The sequence below is a fragment of the Stenotrophomonas nitritireducens genome (assembly GCF_001431425.1).
GTDB lineage: Bacteria > Pseudomonadota > Gammaproteobacteria > Xanthomonadales > Xanthomonadaceae > Stenotrophomonas > Stenotrophomonas nitritireducens.
The window spans coordinates 47,236-65,969 of the sequence record NZ_LDJG01000011.1; the positions used below are offsets into that span (position 1 = coordinate 47,236).

12 protein-coding genes are annotated in these 18,734 nt (G+C 69.0%); 1 reads left to right on the forward strand and 11 read right to left on the reverse strand.

Translation table 11 applies throughout. The features are described from left to right. Nucleotides 1-54: 54 nt before the first annotated feature. Together ABB22_RS08165 and ABB22_RS08170 are read right to left on the reverse strand one after the other, a co-directional pair. A complete protein-coding gene (locus ABB22_RS08165; RefSeq protein WP_055764771.1) occupies nucleotides 55-969 on the reverse strand; it encodes a hypothetical protein in 915 nt (304 codons plus the stop codon). Further along, entirely contained in the window at nucleotides 966-1,523 is a 558-nt protein-coding gene (locus ABB22_RS08170; RefSeq protein ID WP_055764773.1) for an RNA polymerase sigma factor, read from the reverse strand. The genes ABB22_RS08165 and ABB22_RS08170 overlap by 4 nt, the downstream gene beginning before the upstream one ends. A 169-nt stretch (nucleotides 1,524-1,692) precedes the next feature. Here ABB22_RS08170 and ABB22_RS08175 point away from each other — a divergent pair, with 169 nt between their 5' ends. Further along, nucleotides 1,693-4,596 carry a putative bifunctional diguanylate cyclase/phosphodiesterase gene (locus ABB22_RS08175; protein WP_082443485.1) on the forward strand — a complete coding sequence of 968 codons (2,904 nt, stop codon included), beginning with the start codon at nucleotides 1,693-1,695 and terminating at the stop codon, nucleotides 4,594-4,596. 278 nt (nucleotides 4,597-4,874) lie between these two features. Here ABB22_RS08175 and ABB22_RS08180 read toward each other — a convergent pair whose 3' ends face one another. The 9 genes from ABB22_RS08180 to ABB22_RS08220 all read right to left on the reverse strand — a co-directional run bounded on the left by ABB22_RS08180 (nucleotide 4,875) and on the right by ABB22_RS08220 (nucleotide 18,645). Further along, complete coding sequence (locus tag ABB22_RS08180) at nucleotides 4,875-5,468, reverse strand: LOG family protein (protein ID WP_055764775.1); 594 nt, start codon at nucleotides 5,466-5,468, stop codon at nucleotides 4,875-4,877. A gap of 123 nt (nucleotides 5,469-5,591) precedes the next feature. Beyond that, nucleotides 5,592-7,028 carry a dihydrolipoyl dehydrogenase gene (lpdA, locus tag ABB22_RS08185; protein WP_055764777.1) on the reverse strand — a complete coding sequence of 479 codons (1,437 nt, stop codon included), beginning with the start codon at nucleotides 7,026-7,028 and terminating at the stop codon, nucleotides 5,592-5,594. Nucleotides 7,029-7,158: 130 nt separating this feature from the next. After that, nucleotides 7,159-8,352: a dihydrolipoyllysine-residue succinyltransferase gene (gene sucB, locus ABB22_RS08190; protein ID WP_055764779.1), complete on the reverse strand. Its 1,194-nt coding sequence runs from the start codon at nucleotides 8,350-8,352 to the stop codon at nucleotides 7,159-7,161. A 42-nt stretch (nucleotides 8,353-8,394) separates the two neighbouring features. Further along, nucleotides 8,395-11,226 carry a 2-oxoglutarate dehydrogenase E1 component gene (locus tag ABB22_RS08195; protein ID WP_055764781.1) on the reverse strand — a complete coding sequence of 944 codons (2,832 nt, stop codon included), beginning with the start codon at nucleotides 11,224-11,226 and terminating at the stop codon, nucleotides 8,395-8,397. A gap of 177 nt (nucleotides 11,227-11,403) precedes the next feature. After that, a complete protein-coding gene (locus ABB22_RS08200) occupies nucleotides 11,404-12,309 on the reverse strand; it encodes a GNAT family N-acetyltransferase (RefSeq protein ID WP_055764783.1) in 906 nt (301 codons plus the stop codon). Further along, complete coding sequence (locus ABB22_RS08205) at nucleotides 12,306-13,751, reverse strand: ribosomal protein uL16 3-hydroxylase (RefSeq protein ID WP_152984087.1); 1,446 nt, start codon at nucleotides 13,749-13,751, stop codon at nucleotides 12,306-12,308. The genes ABB22_RS08200 and ABB22_RS08205 overlap by 4 nt, the downstream gene beginning before the upstream one ends. Before the next feature lie 52 nt (nucleotides 13,752-13,803). Beyond that, nucleotides 13,804-16,062 carry a putative bifunctional diguanylate cyclase/phosphodiesterase gene (locus ABB22_RS08210; RefSeq protein ID WP_082443465.1) on the reverse strand — a complete coding sequence of 753 codons (2,259 nt, stop codon included), beginning with the start codon at nucleotides 16,060-16,062 and terminating at the stop codon, nucleotides 13,804-13,806. A gap of 145 nt (nucleotides 16,063-16,207) precedes the next feature. Continuing rightward, complete coding sequence (locus ABB22_RS08215; RefSeq protein WP_055764787.1) at nucleotides 16,208-16,495, reverse strand: hypothetical protein; 288 nt, start codon at nucleotides 16,493-16,495, stop codon at nucleotides 16,208-16,210. Between the two features lie 167 nt (nucleotides 16,496-16,662). Continuing rightward, nucleotides 16,663-18,645, reverse strand: coding sequence for a methyl-accepting chemotaxis protein (locus tag ABB22_RS08220; protein WP_055764789.1), 1,983 nt, complete (start codon nucleotides 18,643-18,645; stop codon nucleotides 16,663-16,665). Between the last annotated feature and the right edge of the window lie 89 nt (nucleotides 18,646-18,734).

Below are 18,734 nucleotides of genomic sequence, written 5' to 3' on the forward strand. Positions count from 1 at the left end.
TGCCGGAACCCGAACGGTGCTTGCCGGTGCTGCCGCGCTTTTCGGCGGCAGGCCTCAGTCGGCGAGCAGCGGCTGCAGATCGCGCGGAATGCGGGTTTCCGGATAGGCCAGCACGAAACGCTCCAGGCTGGCGCGTGCACTATCGAGATCGCCGTTGTCGCGACGCGAGCGGATGCGCTCCAGCCATTTCCGGCGCGGGAGCCGGGCGTCTTCGTCGATGCTGGTCGGCGCCATGACCGTGCTCTTGGCCTGTTCGTGCAGGCCGGATGCGGATGCACGTACCGGCGCATCGGCAAAGGGCTGCGGCGCGCTGGAACGCAGGCGCATTGCCGCCGGTTCCGCCTGCTGCGCGGTCACGGGCGCTGCGTCGGCGGCCATGGGGGCCGGTTCCAATGTGTAGGTGACAGGCGCCGGTGGGGCGGGCGGCGGCGCTGGAGCGACCGCCGCACGCGCGGGCGAGGGGGCGGGCACGGCGGCCGGTGCCGGTTCCTGCATACGGGAAGGACGCGCGATCTCGGCCTTGGCGGCCCGTACCGGTGCAGCGGGCGGTGGCGGAGCCGGCCGCGCGGTGGCGGCCGATGGCGACGCCGGTACTGCCGCATCGGGTGCGGAGACCGCTGCCGGCGCTTCCGGCGCGGCCGCGGTTGCGGCCGCTGGGGCGGGCACCGGAGCCGACGGCGGCATGGGCCGCAGTTGCCAGGCCAGGCCGACGACCAGGACCAGCGACGCGGCGGCGGCCAGCGACGACACCAGCCCACGGCGGCGGCCACGCCGGGCCGGTGCGGTGCCGACGGTGAAGGGCGGCGGAGGCGCGGAAGGCCGGGGCGCCGGCGTCGACGCGGCCGGTTCGCGTACGAGCGCGGCGATGGCCGCGTCGATCCGCGCCGACGGCACCAGGTCCGCGGCGGGGCGTCCCAGCAGCCGCGCCAGTTCGCGTTCTTCGGGGGTCAGTGGCTCGGACCTGTTCATTCGCTCAACCTCGCGCGCAGCTTGTCCATCGCATAGCGCAGCCGCGACTTGACGGTTTCCCGGCCCACGCCGGTGATCTGCCCGATCTCCTCCAGGCTCAGTTCCTGTTCCAGGCGCAGGATGAGGACTTCCTGCTGTTCCTGCGGCAGTTCGGCCATCGCCTGGCGCAGCCGCAGCCGTTGCGCCTGCTCGTCGGCCAGCAGTTCCGGGGTGCAGGTGTCGGCCAGGCGCGCGGTTCGCTGCTCGGCATCGTCCGGCGCCGCGGGCCGGTGCCGAGCGGCGCGCCAATGGTCGTTCAGGCGGTTATGGGCGATGCGGAACAGCCAGGTAGCGAAGGCCGCTTCCGGTTTCCAGCCCGAACGGGCGTGGACCAGCCGCTGCCACACGTCCTGGAACAGCTCCTCGGCCAACGAGCGGTCGCGCAGCTGGCCCAGCAGGTAGTGGAACAGCCGCGCGCGATGGCGCGCGTACAGCTCGGCGAACGCTTCGCCATCGCCTTCGGCGTAGGCCAGCATCAGCGCTTCGTCGGTCGGAGCTTGGACGGCGGTATCCACGTGCCGCAGCCTAAGCGTTGCCCACGCCACTGCCTAGTCATGTCCGGGCGCGGACCGGGCGACGTTCAGGAAATGTCGAGGCGTGTGCATCGGAGCCGGCGCTGCGGCGTTATGCTGCGCGACAGGGGGGAGTTCCGGACCACCGGAACCCGGAAAAAACATGGAGATCATGTCGCACAGCCAATCCGACGTGCATGCCGGTAACGGACGCGTGGACACCGATTCGCCCGCCAACCGCGTGGTGGTGACGCTGCATGGCCTGCTCCCGGGCGACAGCACCGTGGCACTGGCCTGGGACGATGCCGTACTCGGCCAGGGCGACTGCGTCAGCCAGGGAGCCGAGGCGCTGCGCGAGGTGGTGCGTGGGCTGCTGGCCGGAGCGCCGCTGCCCGATGGCCTGCGGCAGCCGTTGATGGAGAGCTGGACCGACGGCGACGGTGGCGCACGCATCGTGGTGCTGGCCGAGGCCGATCCCGCCTTCTCGGCAGCGCAGCGGCAGGCCTGGCTGGGCACGGCGCATGCGCTGGTCGCGGCGGTGCTGGTGTCGCTGCGGCAGGGCGTGCAGATCGAACAGCTCGAGCGCGCCAAGCGCCTGCAGCGCGCCCTGTTCGAGATCGCCGACCTGGCGGGCAGCGACCTGGAAATGCCGCAGATGCTGGCCCAGTTCCATCGCATCCTGTGCACGCTGATGTATGCGGACAACTGCTACATCGTCGAATGCGACGAGCACCAGGGCAGCCTGCGCTTCCTGTATTTCGCCGACACGCTGGACAACTTCGCGCCACCTCCGGAGCGGCGCTTCCACTTCGAGGAAATGCAGGGCAGCCTGACCTTCGCCGTGCTGCGCAGGGGCAAGACGATGCACGGCCCGTCGCGCGAACTGCTGCAGGTGCTGGACCAGCAGCATTCGTTGCACAGCGGGCCGGACAGTGCCGACTGGCTGGGCGTGCCGATGTGGCGCGACAGCACCGTGTGCGGCGCGATCGTGGTGCAGAGTTACGAGACCGGCGTGCAGTACGGGGACGAGGACCGCGCCGTCCTCAATTTCCTGGCCAAGCACATCCTGACCGCGATGGACCGGCGCCAGGCGCACGTGCAGCTGGAGCAGCACGTGCAGCGGCGCACGCTGGAACTGGAGCGGGCCAACGCCAGCCTGCAGGACGAGATCCAGGAGCGGCGCCGCGCCGAAGCGCTGCAGGCGGCCTTGTTCAATGTCTCCGAACTGGCGATGAGCTGCGGCAGCCAGGCCGAGTTCCATGCCGAAGTGCACCGGGTGATCGGTGGCCTGCTGGACGCCAGCAATTTCTACATCGCACTGGTGAACGAGCAGGGCGACGGGCTGGATTTCGTCTACTCGGTGGATGAATTCAACCGGGTGCGCGCCTCGCGCTCCTTCAGCGGCGGACTGACCGAGTACACCATCCGCAGCGGCCAGCCGCTGCTGGTCACACGCGCGGAGATCGACCGGCTGATCGCGCGCGGCGAGGTGCGCGAGTTCGGCGCCAAATCGCAGTGCTGGCTGGGCGTTCCCCTGTTCAGCGACGACGAGGTGGTGGGCGTGATTGCGGTGCAGAGCTACAACCCGCAGGTCGCGTTCACCGCGCACGACCAGCGGCTGCTCGCGTTCGTGGCGCGCAACATCGGCAACAGCCTGGCGCGCCAGCGCGACCGCAACCGGCTGCTGCAGGCGCACGCCGAGCTGGAGCGGCGCGTGGCCGAGCGCACCCGCGAACTGGGCGAGGTCAACCAGAAGCTGCTGGCGCAGATCGGCGAGCGCATGCGCGTGGAGCAGCGCCTGACCCACCTGGCGATGCACGACGTGCTGACCGGCCTGCCCAATCGCCTGCAGTTGCTGGAGAAGCTGGAAGAAGCCATCGAGCATGCGCAGCTGGGTGTGGGCCCGATGTTCGCGCTGCTGTTCCTGGACCTGGACCGTTTCAAGTGGGTCAACGACAGCATCGGCCATGCCGCCGGCGACCGCATGCTGGTGGAAGTGGCGCAGCGCCTGGTCGGTATGCTGCGCAGCGACGACGTGGTGGCGCGCCTGGGTGGCGACGAATTCGCGCTGCTGGTGCGCTGCGACGGTGCCGAGGCGGCGATGGAGGTCGGACGGCGCCTGCTGCGTTCGCTGGAACACTCGATGTGGGTGGACGGGCGCGAGCTGTTCCCGTCGGGCAGCATCGGCATCGCGTTGTGGAACCTGCGCTACACCTCCGGCGCCGAACTGCTGCGCGACGCCGATGCCGCCATGTACCGGGCCAAGGGCATGGGCCAGGACCGCTGCGTGGTGTTCGACGAGGCGATGCGCGAGCAGTCGCTGCAGAGCCTGGAACTGGAGGCGGACCTGCGCCGGGCCATCATCAACAACGACTTCCTGCCGTTCTACCAGCCGATCGTGTCGCTGGCCGACGGTGGCGTGGTCGGCCACGAGGCGCTGTTGCGCTGGCAACACGAGGGCAGGGGGCTGCTGCTGCCGGGCGAGTTCATTTCGCTGGGCGAGGAGAGCGGCCTGATCGAGCAGGTGGATTGGCTGATCTACGAACAGGTGGTCCGCGATCTGGCGGGTACGGCTTCGGGCTATATCTCGGTGAACGTGTCGCCGCGCCACTTCCGCTCGTCGGAGTTCGCCGCGCGACTGCTTGGCCTGCTGGATGCGGCCGGCGCCGATCCGGGCCGGCTGCGGGTGGAAATCACGGAAATGGCGCTGCTGGAGGATGCCCCGCGTACGTTGCGCACCCTGCACCAGCTGCGCGAGAGCGGCATCGTGGTGCAGCTGGACGATTTCGGTACCGGCTATTCGGCGCTGTCGTACCTGCACCGGTTCCCGATCAGCGCGCTGAAGATCGACCGCAGCTTCGTGGCCGGCCTGCATGCCGACAACGGCAAGAGCACCCAGGCGCTGGTCGAAGGGGTGGTGTCGCTGGCGCGCACGCTGGGGATCGAGACCATAGGCGAGGGCGTGGAGGACGAACGCCAACTGCGTGCCCTGTTCGAGATGGGCTGCAATTTCGGCCAGGGCTATCTGCTCGGCTATCCGCTGCCGCGCGAGGTGACGCTGCACAAGAATGCGTGAGAAGCACGCTCCCGCGTGGAGCGATGCAGGAGCGAGGCAAGTCGCGGGCGGCCCGGCGCGCTGGATCAGGTGTTCGCAGTCCGAGTCGCCCGCGCCAAGGCAACGCGGCCCATAGCGTTTCGTCCAGCTGCGCCCTGTTGGCAACCGGGCGCCATGGAGCCTGCCGCGTCGCTACGCGCCGGTGACTTGCCGCAACGCGGCGCGCAGTTTCTCCTCGAACCGCGCGTCGCTGATAGCGGGGTGCCATGAAGCCTGCCGCGTCGCTACGCGTTGGTGACTTACCGCAACGCGGCGCGCAGCTTCTCGTCGAACCACTTGTCCGCCTGCGCCGGCGAATACGCGCGCATCCACGCCAGCATCCGCTCCGCATCGTCCCCGTACCACAGGTCCTGGCGCTGCTCCGGGTGCAGGAAGCGTTCTTCCACCATGTGGTCGATCATGCCGATCAGCTGCGCATAGAAGCTGTCGATGTCGAGGAAGGCGCAGGGCTTCTTGCCGATGCCGAGCTGGCGCCAGGTCAGCATCTCGAAGATCTCCTCCGCGGTACCGAAGCCGCCGGGCAGGGCGACGAAGGCATCGGACAGGTCGAACATGCGCGACTTGCGTTCGTGCATGGAGCCGACGACCTCCAGCGTGGTCACGCCCTGGTGCGCGACTTCCATGTCCACCAGGTGCTGCGGGATCACGCCGGTGACCTCGCCACCGGCGGCCAGCACACCATCGGCCACCGCGCCCATCAATCCGGTGCGGCCGCCGCCATAGACCAGGCGCAGGCCCTCGGCGGCGATGCGCCGGCCCAGTTCGGTGGCGCGCTCGATATAGACGGGTTTGGCGCCGGGATTGGAGCCGCAGTAGACGCAGATGGACTTCATGTTCGTTCCTGATGGAGGGAAGGAGGTAGGCGGATCACGCCGATGAACAGGGACGCGATCAGGGGAGTGCAAAAGCAAGAAGGCTCCGCCGGGGCGGAGCCTTCTCGTTCAGGCCGGTGTCGCTCAGTTGGCCTTGTGGATGGCGCGCTTGCTGACCGCCATCGCCGCGTCGTGGATGACTTCCGACAGCGACGGGTGGGCGTGGCAGATGCGGGCCAGGTCGTCGGCCGAGCCGCTGAACTCCATGGTCAGCACGCCTTCGTGCACCAGTTCGGAGACGTTGGCGCCGACCAGGTGCATGCCCAGCACGCGGTCGGTCTCGGCATGGGCCAGCACCTTCACGAAACCGGCCGGCTCCATCATCGCCACGGCGCGGCCGTTGGCGGCGAACGGGAAGCTGCCAGCCTTGTACGGGATGCCCTCGGCCTTGAGCTGGGCTTCGGTCTTGCCGACCCAGGCCAGTTCCGGTTCGGTGTAGATCACCCACGGGATGGTGTCGAAGTTGACGTGGCCCGGCAGGCCGGCGATCAGCTCGGCCACCGCGATGCCTTCCTCGAAGCCCTTGTGCGCCAGCATCGGGCCGCGCACGCAGTCGCCCACCGCCCACACGCCGTCGACGCCGGTGTGGCAATGGTCGTCGACCACGATCTGGCCACGCTCGTTGAGCTGCACGCCGGTGCCGTCGGCCAGCAGGCCCTTGCTGGCGGCGCGGCGGCCAACGGCCACCAGCAGCTTGTCGACGGTCAGGGTCTTCTCGCCTTCACCGTCGGTGTAGGTGACCACCACTTCCTTCTTCTTGCCCTTGCCGGTCACTTCGGTCTTGCTGACCTTGGCGCCGAGCTTGATGTCCAGGCCCTGCTTCTTGAACTCGCGCGCGGCGACCTTGGCCACTTCGGCGTCGGCGGCGGCCAGGAACTCCGGCATCGCCTCGAGGATGGTGACGTCGGCGCCCAGGCGCTTCCACACGCTGCCCAGTTCCAGGCCGATCACGCCGGCGCCGATCACTGCCAGGCGGCCCGGCACTTCGGCGAAGTCCAGCGCGCCGACGTTGTCGACGATGGTCTCGCCGTCGAACTTGGCGAACGGCAGTTCGATCGAATCCGAACCGGCGGCGATGATGACGTTGGTGCCCTTCAGCTCGACTTCGCTGCCGTCATGCTGCTTGACCTTGACGATGTTGCCGGCCTGCAGCTGGCCGAAGCCGTAGTAGGCGGCGACCTTGTTGGCCTTGAACAGCTGGGCGATGCCGCCGGTGAACTGCTTCACGATGGCGTCCTTGCGGCCGACCATCTTCTCGACGTCCATCTTGGCGTCCTTGAAGCTGATGCCATGGTCGCCAAAGATGTGGCCCATGTTCCAGTACTGGCGCGAGGAATCCAGCAGCGCCTTGGACGGGATGCAGCCCACGCGCAGGCAGGTGCCGCCCAGCGCCGGCTTGCCGTCCTTGCCCAGCGCCGCGTCGATGCAGGCGGTCTTCAGGCCCAGCTGGGCGGCGCGGATGGCGGCGTGGTAACCGGCCGGGCCGGCACCGATGACGACGACGTCGAATTGTTCAGCCATTTGAGGTTCCTTGGTGCTTTCCTTCGGCTTCGGGGCGAAGCCGGTGGCGCGGGGCGCCGGGGAAGGGGCGGGCGCTGGGCCGGCCCCGGAGCGACGAACCCCTCCGGTGAAGGAGGGGTCCGGCGGGGTCTTACAGGCCGAACAACATGCGGCCCGGGTTTTCCAGCTGGTTCTTGATGTCGACCAGGAACTGCACCGCGTCCTTGCCATCGATGATGCGGTGGTCGTAGGACAGGGCGATGTACATCATCGGCGCGATCACGACCTGGCCGTTCTCGGCGATCGGGCGCTCCTTGATCGTGTGCATGCCGAGGATGGCGCTCTGCGGCGGGTTGACGATCGGGGTGGACATCAGCGAGCCGAAGGTGCCGCCGTTGGTCACGGTGAAGGTGCCGCCCTGCAGGTCGTCCAGCGACAGCTTGCCGTCGCGCGCCTTCTTGGCGTAATCGGCGATGCCCTGCTCGATGTCGGCGAAGGACATGCGCTCGACGTTGCGCAGCACCGGCGTCACCAGGCCCTTGTCGGTGGACACGGCGATGGAGATGTCCGAATAGCCGTGGTAGATGATGTCGTCGCCGTCGACCGAGGCGTTGACCAGCGGGAAGCGCTGCAGCGCGTTGGCCGCGGCCTTCACGAAGAAGCTCATGAAGCCCAGCTTGATGCCGTGCGCCTTCTGGAACTCGTCCTGCAGTTCCTTGCGCGCGGCCGAAACCTTGGCCAGGTTGACTTCGTTGAACGAAGTCAGCATGGCGATGGATTCCTTGGACTGCATCAGGCGCTCGGCGATGCGCTTGCGCATGCGGGTCATCGGCACGCGTTCTTCCGGACGCGCGCCGCCGGCCTTGCCGACGCCGCCGTTGCGGGCGAAGTTGACGATGTCTTCCTTGGTCACCGCGCCATGGCGGCCGGTGCCGGCGACATCGGCCGGGTTCACGCCTTCGGTGATGGCCGAGAAGCGGGCGCCCGGGGGCAGACCGTCGGCGGCCGACTTGGCGGCCGGGGCCGGTGCGGCGGCAGCGGCGGCCGGAGCCGCTGCAGCGGCCTTCGGTGCTTCGGCGGCAGCCGGGGCCGGCGCGGCGGCGACGGCGCCTTCCTCGATGATCGCCACTACCTGGCTGCTGGTCACGGTGGCGCCTTCGGGGAACTTGATTTCCTTGATCACGCCATCGACCGGCGACGGCACTTCAAGCACGACCTTGTCGGTTTCCAGGTCAAGCAGGTTTTCGTCGCGCTTGACCGCGTCGCCGACCTTCTTGTGCCAGGTGGCGATGGTGCCGTCGGCGACGGATTCGGGCAGTACCGGGGCTTTGACTTCGGTGGCCATGCAGGGGCTTCCTGGTTCGTATTCTTCGTGAAAGGGGGAGAGTTATTCAGCGAACTGGTCGTTGAAGGGATTGACCAGCGCATCGGCAAGCAGCTGCTGCAGTTCGCGCAGGTGATCGGCCATGTGGCCGACGGCCGGCGACGGCGAACGCGGGCGGCCAGCGTAGTGCAGGTTCTGGCCGTCGGCCAGGCAGGCCTGCAGGTGGTGGCGGATCTGGTACCACGCGCCCTGGTTCATCGGCTCTTCCTGGCACCACACCACGTCGGCGGCCTTGCCGTACTTCTTCAGCTCGGCGGCCAGCAGCGGGCGCGGGAACGGATACAGCTGTTCCACGCGGATGATGGCCACGTCGTCCTGGCCGCGCTTGGTCTGGTCTTCGAGCAGGTCGTAGTAGACCTTGCCCGAGCACAGCACGACGCGCTTGACCTTCTTCGCATCCGCGTTGGCGTCGCCGATCAGGTGCTGGAACTCGCCGTTGGCCAGTTCGTCCAGGGTCGAGACGGCCAGCTTGTGGCGCAGCAGCGACTTGGGCGACATCACGATCAACGGCTTGCGGGTGGTCATGCGCATCTGGCGACGCAGCATGTGGAAGGCCTGCGCCGGGGTGGACGGCACGCAGACCAGCATGTTCTCCAGTGCGCACAGCTGCAGGAAGCGCTCCAGGCGCGCCGAGCTGTGTTCCGGGCCCTGGCCTTCGTAGCCGTGCGGCAGCAGCAGGGTCAGGCCGGAGATGCGGCCCCACTTGGCTTCGCCGGAGGCGATGAACTGGTCGATCACGACCTGCGCACCGTTGGCGAAGTCGCCGAACTGGCCTTCCCAGATGCACAGGGTGTTGGGATCGGTGGTGGAGAAGCCGTACTCGAACGCCATCACCGCTTCTTCGCTGAGCAGCGAGTCGATGATGGTGGCCTGTTCCGGCGACTCGACCAGCTGGCGCAGCGGCAGGTAGTAGTTGTCGGTCTTCTGGTCGTGCAGGATCGCGTGGCGGTGGGTGAAGGTGCCGCGGCCGACGTCCTGGCCGACCAGGCGCAGGCAGTTGCCTTCGTCCAGCAGGGTGGCGTAGGCGAGGTTCTCGGCGAAACCCCAGTCGCCGGCGATCTCGCCAGCGGCCATCTTGCGCCGGTCGTCGTACACCTTGGCCACGCGCGAGTGCAGTTCCACGCCGTCCGGGATGGTGTTGATCATCGTGGCCAGCCGGGTCAGCTTGCCCATCTCGACCTTGGTGCTGACCGGGTCGGACAGCTTGCCGGACAGGTAGCGCGGCCAATCCACGTACATCTTGCTGGTGGTCGGGGTCTTCTCGACCACGGCCAGCTCGGTGGTGACTTCGCCCGAATCCAGCTTTTCGCGGTAGGCGTCGACCATTTCCTTGCCGGCGCCGGCGGCGATCACGCCCGCCGCTTCCAGCTGCTCGGCGTAGAGCTCGCGGGTGGTCTTGTGCTTGCGGATCACCTGGTACATCAGCGGCTGGGTGATCGCCGGCTCGTCGGCCTCGTTGTGGCCCCAGCGGCGGTAGCAGACCAGGTCGATCACGACGTCCTTGTGGAACTGCTGGCGGAAGTCGTAGGCCAGCTTGGCGGCGAACACCACCGCTTCCGGATCGTCGCCGTTCACGTGCAGGACCGGGGCCGCGACCATCTTGGCGATGTCGGTGCAGTACAGGGTCGAGCGCGAGTCGTCGCGGTTGGAGGTGGTGAAGCCCACCTGGTTGTTGATGACGATGTGTACGGTGCCGCCCACGGTGAAACCGCGGGCCTGCGACATCTGGAACAGCTCCATCACCACGCCCTGGCCGGCGAAGGCGGCGTCGCCGTGGATCAGGATCGGCATCACCTGCTTGCGCGCGGTGTCGTTGCGGCGTTCCTGGCGCGAGCGCACCGAACCGGCGACCACCGGGTCGGCGATTTCCAGGTGCGACGGGTTGAAGGCCAGGGCCAGGTGCACCGGACCGCCATCGCTGGCGACGTCGGCCGAGAAGCCCATGTGGTACTTCACGTCACCGGCAACGGCGCGGTCGTCGTGCTCGAACTTGCCTTCGAACTCGTCGAACAGCTTGCGCGGGTTCTTGCCCAGGGTGTTGACCAGCACGTTCAGGCGGCCGCGGTGGGCCATGCCGATCACCACGTCCTTGACGCCATCCTTGCCAGCGTCGCGGATGATGGTGTCCATCATGGGGATCAGCGAATCGCCGCCTTCCAGCGAGAAGCGCTTCTGGCCAACGTACTTGGTGTGCAGGTAGCGTTCCAGGCCCTCGGCGGCGGTCAGGCGCTCGAGCGTGCGGCGCTGGGTGCCGGCATCGAGGTTGTAGTTGCCGCCGGCCTGTTCCAGGCGCTTGTACAGCCACTGGCGCTGCTCGACTTCGGCGATGTACATGAACTCGGCGCCGATGGAGCCGGTGTAGGTCGCCTTCAGGCGCGCCAGCAGGTCGCGCAGCTTCATGCGCGGCTGGCCGCCCACGCCACCGGTGCTGAACTCGTCGTTGAGGTCGGCATCGCTGAGGTTGTGGAACGGCAGGCTGAGGTCGGGCGGGTTGACCGGCGGGGTCAGGCCCAGCGGGTCGAGATTGGCGCCGAGATGGCCGCGCGAGCGGTAGGCGGTGATCAGGCGTCCGACGTTGCGCTCGCGCTCGTCGCCGCCGCCGGCATTGGCCGCGGCGCTGGATGCGTTGCGGCCGGCCTCGGCGATGTGGGCGATGACGGCGGAATGCGGGACATCACCTGCTTCGCGGCCCTTGAAGCCATCGAAATAGGACTTCCATTTGGGGTCCACACTGTCCGGGGAGACGAGGTACTGCTCGTACAGATCCTCGATGTAGGAGGCGTTGCCGCCGGCGAGTTGCGATGACTGCGCAAACTGCTTCAGGAGATTGTCCACGATGGAGAGTCGGATTCGCTTGTGGGGTATGGCTTCTGGAACCGGCGGGACCTTGCAGCAGGACGCCGCGCGGGCGTGATGAAACCCCTGAATTATACCCTCGCGGGGACAGGAAGGGGCACACACTCTGTCCACTGGGTTAACGTCGGGCCATGCCTTGTCCCGGCCCGACAGCGCTCAGATGCCGAGTGTCCTGAGCGCTTCGCAGTCGCGTGCATCGTCCCAGGCGCGCTGGAACAGCGCGTCCTGCTGGCGGGCGCGGGCCGGCATGTCCAGCGACAGCTCGCCTTCGACGCGTTCGCCCATTGGACGAAAGTAGCAGTCGTCGTTGTCGTTGACCGCGCAGGCGGGTGCCGGCGCCTGTCCGGCCGGGTCCGCCGGCTGGCGCAGCTGGAACACGCTGGGCAGGCGCTGGACGAGCGCGAGCAGGGCCGGGGGCAGGGTCGTGGGGTCGCCGTCATGCAGCAGCACCAGCGCCTGCTTGTCGTGGCGTGCGGTAGCGAAGCGGCGCAGCGCCTGCAGCACGGCCGGTTGGCCGAGCAGCGCGGCATCGCCGCCGCGGCAGCCCAGCAGCAGCCGGCGCCGGGCGCGGTGGATCACGGCCGACAGCGCCGCCTCGACCTGGTCCGCCGCCTGCACGCGCATGGCACCGTCCATGCGGCGGCGCATGGTCTGGTGGGCGATCCCGGCTTCCTCGAACTCCGCGCCCTCCGGCAGGAACCCGTTGCGTGCATAGAAATCGCGGGCATGGACCTGGGCATGCAGGGAGACCTCGCCCCAGCCGCGGCTGGCGGCCTCGGCCACCAGCGCCTGCAACAGCGCCTCGCCCACGCCCTGGCCACGCCAGCCGGACAGGACCGCCATGCGGCCGATGCGCCGCTGCGGCGTCAGCCGGCCGGTGCCGATGGCGTGGCCATCGGCATCCAGCGCCACGACGTGGTGGCTGAGCGGGTCCAGCTCGTCGGTCTCCAGTTCGGGCGGCACCTGCTGTTCGCCGACGAACACGGCATGGCGCACGCCGTGCAGCAGCGCGTGCTGCACGGCATAGTCGGCCGCCTCGACGTGGAACGCCGCGGACGTCATGCCGAGGGGCTGTCCTCGTCGTCGCCGTCGTCGCAGATCACCACGACCTCGACGCCTTCCTCGTTCACCTGCACGGTGTCGATGGCGCCGCTGGCCGGCTCGCCTTCGCCGGCCTGGGCGTATTCGAACACCTCGATTTCGAGTTCCGGGGCGTCGGCTTCGTCGTCGAAACCGGCGTCGAACTCTTCCTCCATGACCTCGAGCGCGTCCTGCTCGGCCTGCATCGCCGCCAGGGTCTCGGCATCGAGCAGCTGGTAATGGCCGCCGGCCAGCAGTTCCAGCACGGCGCTGCGGCCCTTGGCCGACAGTCTGCGGAACATGACCGCGTCGATCCGCTCGGCGGCGGCCAGGCCCTGCGCGTCCTTGACCGGCAGCTGGAAGGCATGGCCGCTGCTGTACAGCGCGGCGCCGCGGGTGGCGCGGCGCCAGGCCAGCCGCGCCCACGGGTGGCGCTCGAGCAGGCCGCCTTCCTCCAGCACGGTCTCGACCTCGGCGGGGGCGGGCGGCGCCTGCGAGGGCAGGATGTCGCCGGCGGCGCGGTAGGTGGTGATGAAGCGGCCGAACCAGTCGCCGAGGCGGTCCGGGTCGTTCATGCGCAGCGCGTTGAGCGCGGCGACCACCCGCTTCATCGCCGCCGCATCGATCTCGTTGGGGTCTTCCGGCAGCTTCAGGTCCGGGTCCTGGTAGCGGATGGCCTCGTCGGCGTCGGCTACCAGGTCGTCCAGCCAGTCGCTGATCAGCTCGGCCGAGGACGGCGCGCGCATGCCGAAGGAGAAGGTCAGGCACGGGTCTTCGGCCACGCCGTGGTGCGGCACGTTCGGCGGCAGGTACAGCATGTCGCCCGGTTCCAGCACCCAGTCGTGGGTCGGCTTGAACTTCCGCAGCAGTTTCAGTTCGACGTCGGGGCGGAAATCCAGCGGCGGGCGCTTGCCCTTGGTCGACTCGCTGGCGTCGATCTGCCAGCGGCGGTGGCCGTGGGCCTGCAGCAGGAACACGTCGTACTGGTCGACGTGGGCGCCGACCGAGCCGCCGGTGGCGGCGAAGCTGATCATCACATCGTCCATGCGCCAGCGCGGCAGGAAGCTGAAGTGCTCGATCAGGGCGCGCACGTCCGGGTCCCACTTGTCCACGTCCTGCACCAGCAGGGTCCAGTCGTGGTCGGGCATGCCCGGGAAGTCCTCTTCCTGGAACGGGCCGGTGCGCAGGCTCCAGCCGTCGGTGGCGCGGTCATGGGTGACCAGGCGCGCCAGCGCGCCTTCCTCGCAGGCCAGCCCGGCCAGGTCTTCGGGCATCACCGGGGTCTGGAAATCCGGGAAAGCGCCGCGGATCAGCAGCGGGCGCTTCTGCCAGTAGTCGCGCAGGAAACGCTCGGCGGGCATGCCGAGCGGATGGCGGGCGCTGGTCCTGGTCTCGATGGGCAGGGAGGAAGAGGTCTTTTTCATCGCGCGCAATACCATTGGAAAACGGGGGCGGCGTGGGTAGCCGACGGAAGCGTCATTGTCGCCCAGCCGCCGGTGAAGCGCCTAGCGCCGCCGCGGGGCCGCCGGGCGGCGGCACCGGCACGGGCGCGCCATCGAGCAGGCGTTCCAGCACCGCGGCCGGGCAGGGCGGGCTGAAGCCGAAGCCCTGCGCCAGCAGGCAGCCTTCGCTGCGCAGGAACTCCAGGTGCTGCGCATGCTCGACGCCTTCGGCGACCACCGCCAGCCCCAGGCTGTGGCCCAGGCCGATGATGGCGCGGCTGATCACGGCCAGTTCGGCGTCCCCGGGCAGCCCGCCGATGAAACTCTTGTCGATCTTCAGCATGTGCAGCGGGAACCGTTTCAGGTAGCCAAGCGACGAATAACCGGTGCCGAAGTCGTCCAGCGCCAGGCGCACGCCCAGCGCGGCCAGCTGGCGCAGCGCGCCCAGGGTCGCGTTGCTGTCCTGCATCAGGTGGGTCTCGGTGATCTCCAGTACCAGGCTGGCGGGCGGCAGGCCGGTGGCATCCAGGATGCAGACCAGCCGGTCGACGAAATCGTCCTGCTGCAGCTGGCGCCGGGACAGGTTGACCGAGCAGTAGAGGTGGCGATGCCCGGCCTGCTGCCACGCGCGGGTCTGCCGGCAGGCCTCGCGCAGCACCCAGTCGCCGACCTGGACGATTTCGCCCGATTCCTCCAGCGAGGGGATGAACTCCAGCGGCGGCACCAGCCGGCCGTCGTGGCGCCAGCGCAGCAGCGCCTCGACCCCGACCATCCGCGGGTCTTCCGGGTCGAGGCTGTGGATCGGCTGGTAATGCAGCACGAATTCGTCGCGTCCCAGCGCCTGGCCCAGCGCGCTTTCCAGTTCCAGCTGGCGCTGCGCGCTGGCCTGCAGCCCCGCGCTGTAATGGGCGAACTGGGCCTTGCCGGCCTGTTTGGCCAGGTGCAGGGCGAGATCGGCGGCCTGCAGCGCGTCGTGCAGGTCGATGCTGGCCTGCAGGCTGGCGATGCCGATGCTGGCGTTGACCACCAGGGTGCGTTCGTCCAGGCGCATCGGCTGGTGCAGCCGTTCGAGGATGCGCTGGGCGACGTGTTCGGCCTGCGTGCCGGGGCCGAGGTCGGTGAGCAGCACCACGAACTCGTCGCCGCCGAACCGGAACAGGTGGTCGTCCGCGCGCAGGCATTGCGCGAGCCTGCGGCCGACTTCGACCAGCACGTCATCGCCGAACAGGTGGCCGAAACTGTCGTTGATCAGTTTGAAGCGATCCAGGTCGATGAACAGCACGGCGGCCTGGCCGCTGCCGGTTTCGTGCAATTGGCGCTGGGTGTGCAGGAGCAGTTCGTCCAGGCGCAGGCGGTTGGCCAGCCCGGTCAGCGGATCGTGGCGGGCGGCGTGGTACAGCTGCTGCTCGATGGCCTTGCGCCGGCCGATGTCGCTCTGCGAGCCGGTGATGCGCAGCTGGCCGTCGCGGTCGGCCTCGGCCACGCCGCGGCTCAGTACCCATCGCCATTCGCCGTTGCGGCAGCGGATGCGGTATTCGTGGTGGATCGAGTCCGACTCGGCATGCAGGTGCGCATTGATGGCGCGGTGCAGGCCGGGCAGGTCGTCGGGATGGACGCGCGAAAACCAGGCGTCGCTGGTCTGGCCCAGGCTTGCGCGGTCCAGCCCGATCATCTCGGCCCAGCGCTCGGACACGTACAGCGTGTCCGGACCGGGATGCCAGTCCCAGATGCCGTCATGGGCGCCGCGCAGGGCGCGCGCGAAGCGCGCCTCGCTGTCTTCCAGCGCCTTGCGCTGGGCGGCGCTGTAGGTGTCGATGGCCAGGGTCATGTCGAAGAACACGGCCTTGAGCAGGCTGGAGAACAGCCGCGCGTCGTCGCCCTCGCCGCACAGCGGCACCAGCATCTGTTCCAGGTACAAACGGTACGCGCCCAGGTACCACTTCAGCTCGACGCCGTTGATATGGTGGATCAGGCCGATGCGCAGGCGGTTGTCGACATAGTCGTGGTCGTACGGCCCCTGCCAGAGGCGCTGGTAGTACTCCAGCTGCCGCTGTTTCAACCGGTGCACGGTGGTCTGGTCGCCCAGCAGCGCGGCGGGCGCGGGGAAATCGTCGAGGTGGCGGTAGAGCTTCTCGATGAATCCGGCCTGCGCGGCGGACATGCGTCCGGCGGCCTGGTTGAGGCGCCGCGCATCCTCGTCCCGCCATTCCAGCAGGCGGTAGCGCTCGGCTATTTCAGCCTGTTCCAGGCCGATGCGCCGCATCAGTTCCTGCAGTGTTTCGACGGCACCCATGGTTTCCTCTTGCGTTGAAGACGGGCATGGAAAAAGCGCCACGGCGGCCGCTCCGTCCGGAACGGCTGCCGTAGCGCTTCGTCTTGCAGGCCCGTGCGTCCTGCCCGGCAAAGCGGGTCCGCGCCATGCGCGGCACCCGGGCGGGTCATGCAGCTCCTGCCAGGTCCTCCAGCAGGCGGGTCAGGCGTTGCCGCAGTTGCCCCATTTCGCGGGAACGGAAGGCATGCCTGCTGCGTTCCAGCGTTTCGATCGCCTCGTACAGCGCGGCCTGCACCTGTCCGCTGGGGCCCAGCGGGTCGGGATCGAGCCAGCGGCACAGCGGCGCCTGCTCGCAGTCGCAGCTCTGGTTGATGACCTCCGCCTCGTCCGCATCGGCGAGGAGCAGCCGCAGCCGCGTGGCCAGGCCGGGGTCAGTGCAGATGATCCGGGCCATGCCGCATTCCTGTCATTGGTGCCGCCGGGAGCGCCGCGCGCGTGGCGTCCGGTCCCGGGTTCGCCGGATCGCCCGCTGTGGTGTGGAGCATGTTCAACATCCCTTCCTGTTCCATGTTCTGGTGAATGGCCTGGCCATCGCGTGCCGCCGTGCGGATGCCAGGTTCGTCATGCCGTGGCCCGCGCGTCGCCTGCCGTGCGCGGAGCGTCCGCCGGGCCGGCCAGCTGGAATCTCGCCGCCGCGCGGGCCAGCATGCCGGCCTGGTGTTCCATGTCGTGGGTGGCCTGGCTGGTCTCCTGCACCAGCTGCGCATTCTGCCGTGTGCTCCGGTCCATCTGCGCGATGGTCTGGTTGACCTGCCCGATACCGGCGCTCTGTTCGCGCGAAGCGGCGGAGATCTCGGCGGTGAGGGCGGTGACCCGCTGCACCGAAGACACGATCTCGGTCATCGTGCCGCGCGCCTTGCCGACCAGGGCCGAGCCGTCGGCGACCTTGTCGACCGAATCGCCGATCAGGCCTTTTATCTCCTTCGCGGCGGTGGCCGAGCGCTGCGCCAACGTCCGCACCTCGGCGGCGACCACGGCGAAGCCGCGGCCGCTGTCGCCGGCGCGGGCGGCCTCCACCGCGGCGTTGAGCGCCAGGATGTTGGTCTGGAAGGCGATGCCGTCGATCACGCCGATGATCTCGCCGATCTTCCTCGACGCGCTTTCGATGGCCTGCATGGTGAGCACGACGTCGTCCACCACCCGGCCTCCCTGGCGGGCGACCGCCGCGGCGCCTTCGGCCAGTTGGCTGGCGTGATGGGCGGACTCGGCGTTGTCGCGGATGGTGGCGGTGAGCAGCTCCATCGACGCGGCGGCCTCGCGCAGCGTCGCCGCCTGCCGCTCGGTACGCGCGGACAGTTCGTCGTTGCCGCTGGCGATGCCCGTCGCCGCGGCCGAGATGCTGTCCGCCGACTGCTGGATGCCGGCGACGATGCCGGCCAGTTGTTCGGCGGTGGCGTTGGCATCGGTCTTCATCTGCCCGAACACGCCCTCGAAGTCGCGGGTGATGCGCCGGCCGAGGTCGCCGCGCGACAGCGCGGACAGCAGCCGGCGCATTTCATCGGCGCTCTCCGACGTGGCGTCGAGCAGGCGGTTGACGCCCTCGGCCAGGCGGGCCATCAGGCCGGAGCCGCCGGTCGCGTGCAGGCGCTGGTCCAGCCGGCCGTGCGCGGCGGCATCGATGATGGCGGCGATGTCGTGCTCCATCCGGGTCTCGGCGGTGCGGTCGTGCCATTCGACCACGAAGCCGCGGCGCTGGCCGCCGGCGTCGATCATCGGCGTGACGTTCAGGCTGAAGTGCGCCTCGCCGATATGGATGCGCCCGGAATGGGTGCCGTCGAGCGTGTCCAGCAGGGCGCGGATGCGCGCCGGATCGCGATGGAAGCAGTGGATGCTGGCGCCGATCAGCCGATCGGGGTCGAAGCCGGGAAAGGCCTTGAGCAGTTCCTGCCGCTGGTTGCGCAGGATCGCGATGACGGCCTGGTTGGCGTAGACGATGAGGTGGTCCGGGTCGGCGATCATCATGCCGGTGCGCAGGGCGCACAGCGCGGTCTCCACATGGAAGCCGCTGGCGGCGGCGTCATCGGTCGCGGGAGGCGTGGCGGGCGTCTGGCTTGAGGACGGGGGCGTCCATGGATCGAGCCTGCGCAGCCGCATGGCGATCACGCAGGCGAATGCGGCCAGCACCGCGGTCGATGCCATGTGCGGGAGCGCGGCGATGGCCGCGCCATGCGCCTCCGCCCGGAGGATCGGCAGCTGGAAGAGGAGGGCGACGGCCGCCGCCAGCGCCACCGGCAACCAGTCGCGGTAGGACAGCAGCAGGGCGATGACGGCCAGCTCGCCGGAATACGCCAGGGCGGGGTGGTCGGCGGCCAGCGTTGCCAGCGCCAGTATCAGCGCCGTGGCGATCGCGGCGCGCACGCGCCGGGTTCCCGGTGCATGCCATGCCTGGAGCGCGGCCAATCCGGCCGCCGGAAGGCAGAGCGCCAGGAACATGGCCCACCTGCCCGAATGCAGTGCCTGGGCCAGTGCCGCCGAGCCCAGGAGCGCCAGCATCAACAGGAACAGCCGGTCCGCCTCGATGGCCGGTTCCCGCCGATGCAGCATCCGCGATGTTTCGACAGCACCCATGAATCCCCCTGTTGAAAACCTGGGCATGAAAAAAGCGCCAAGACAGCCACCCCGCCGGGAGTGGC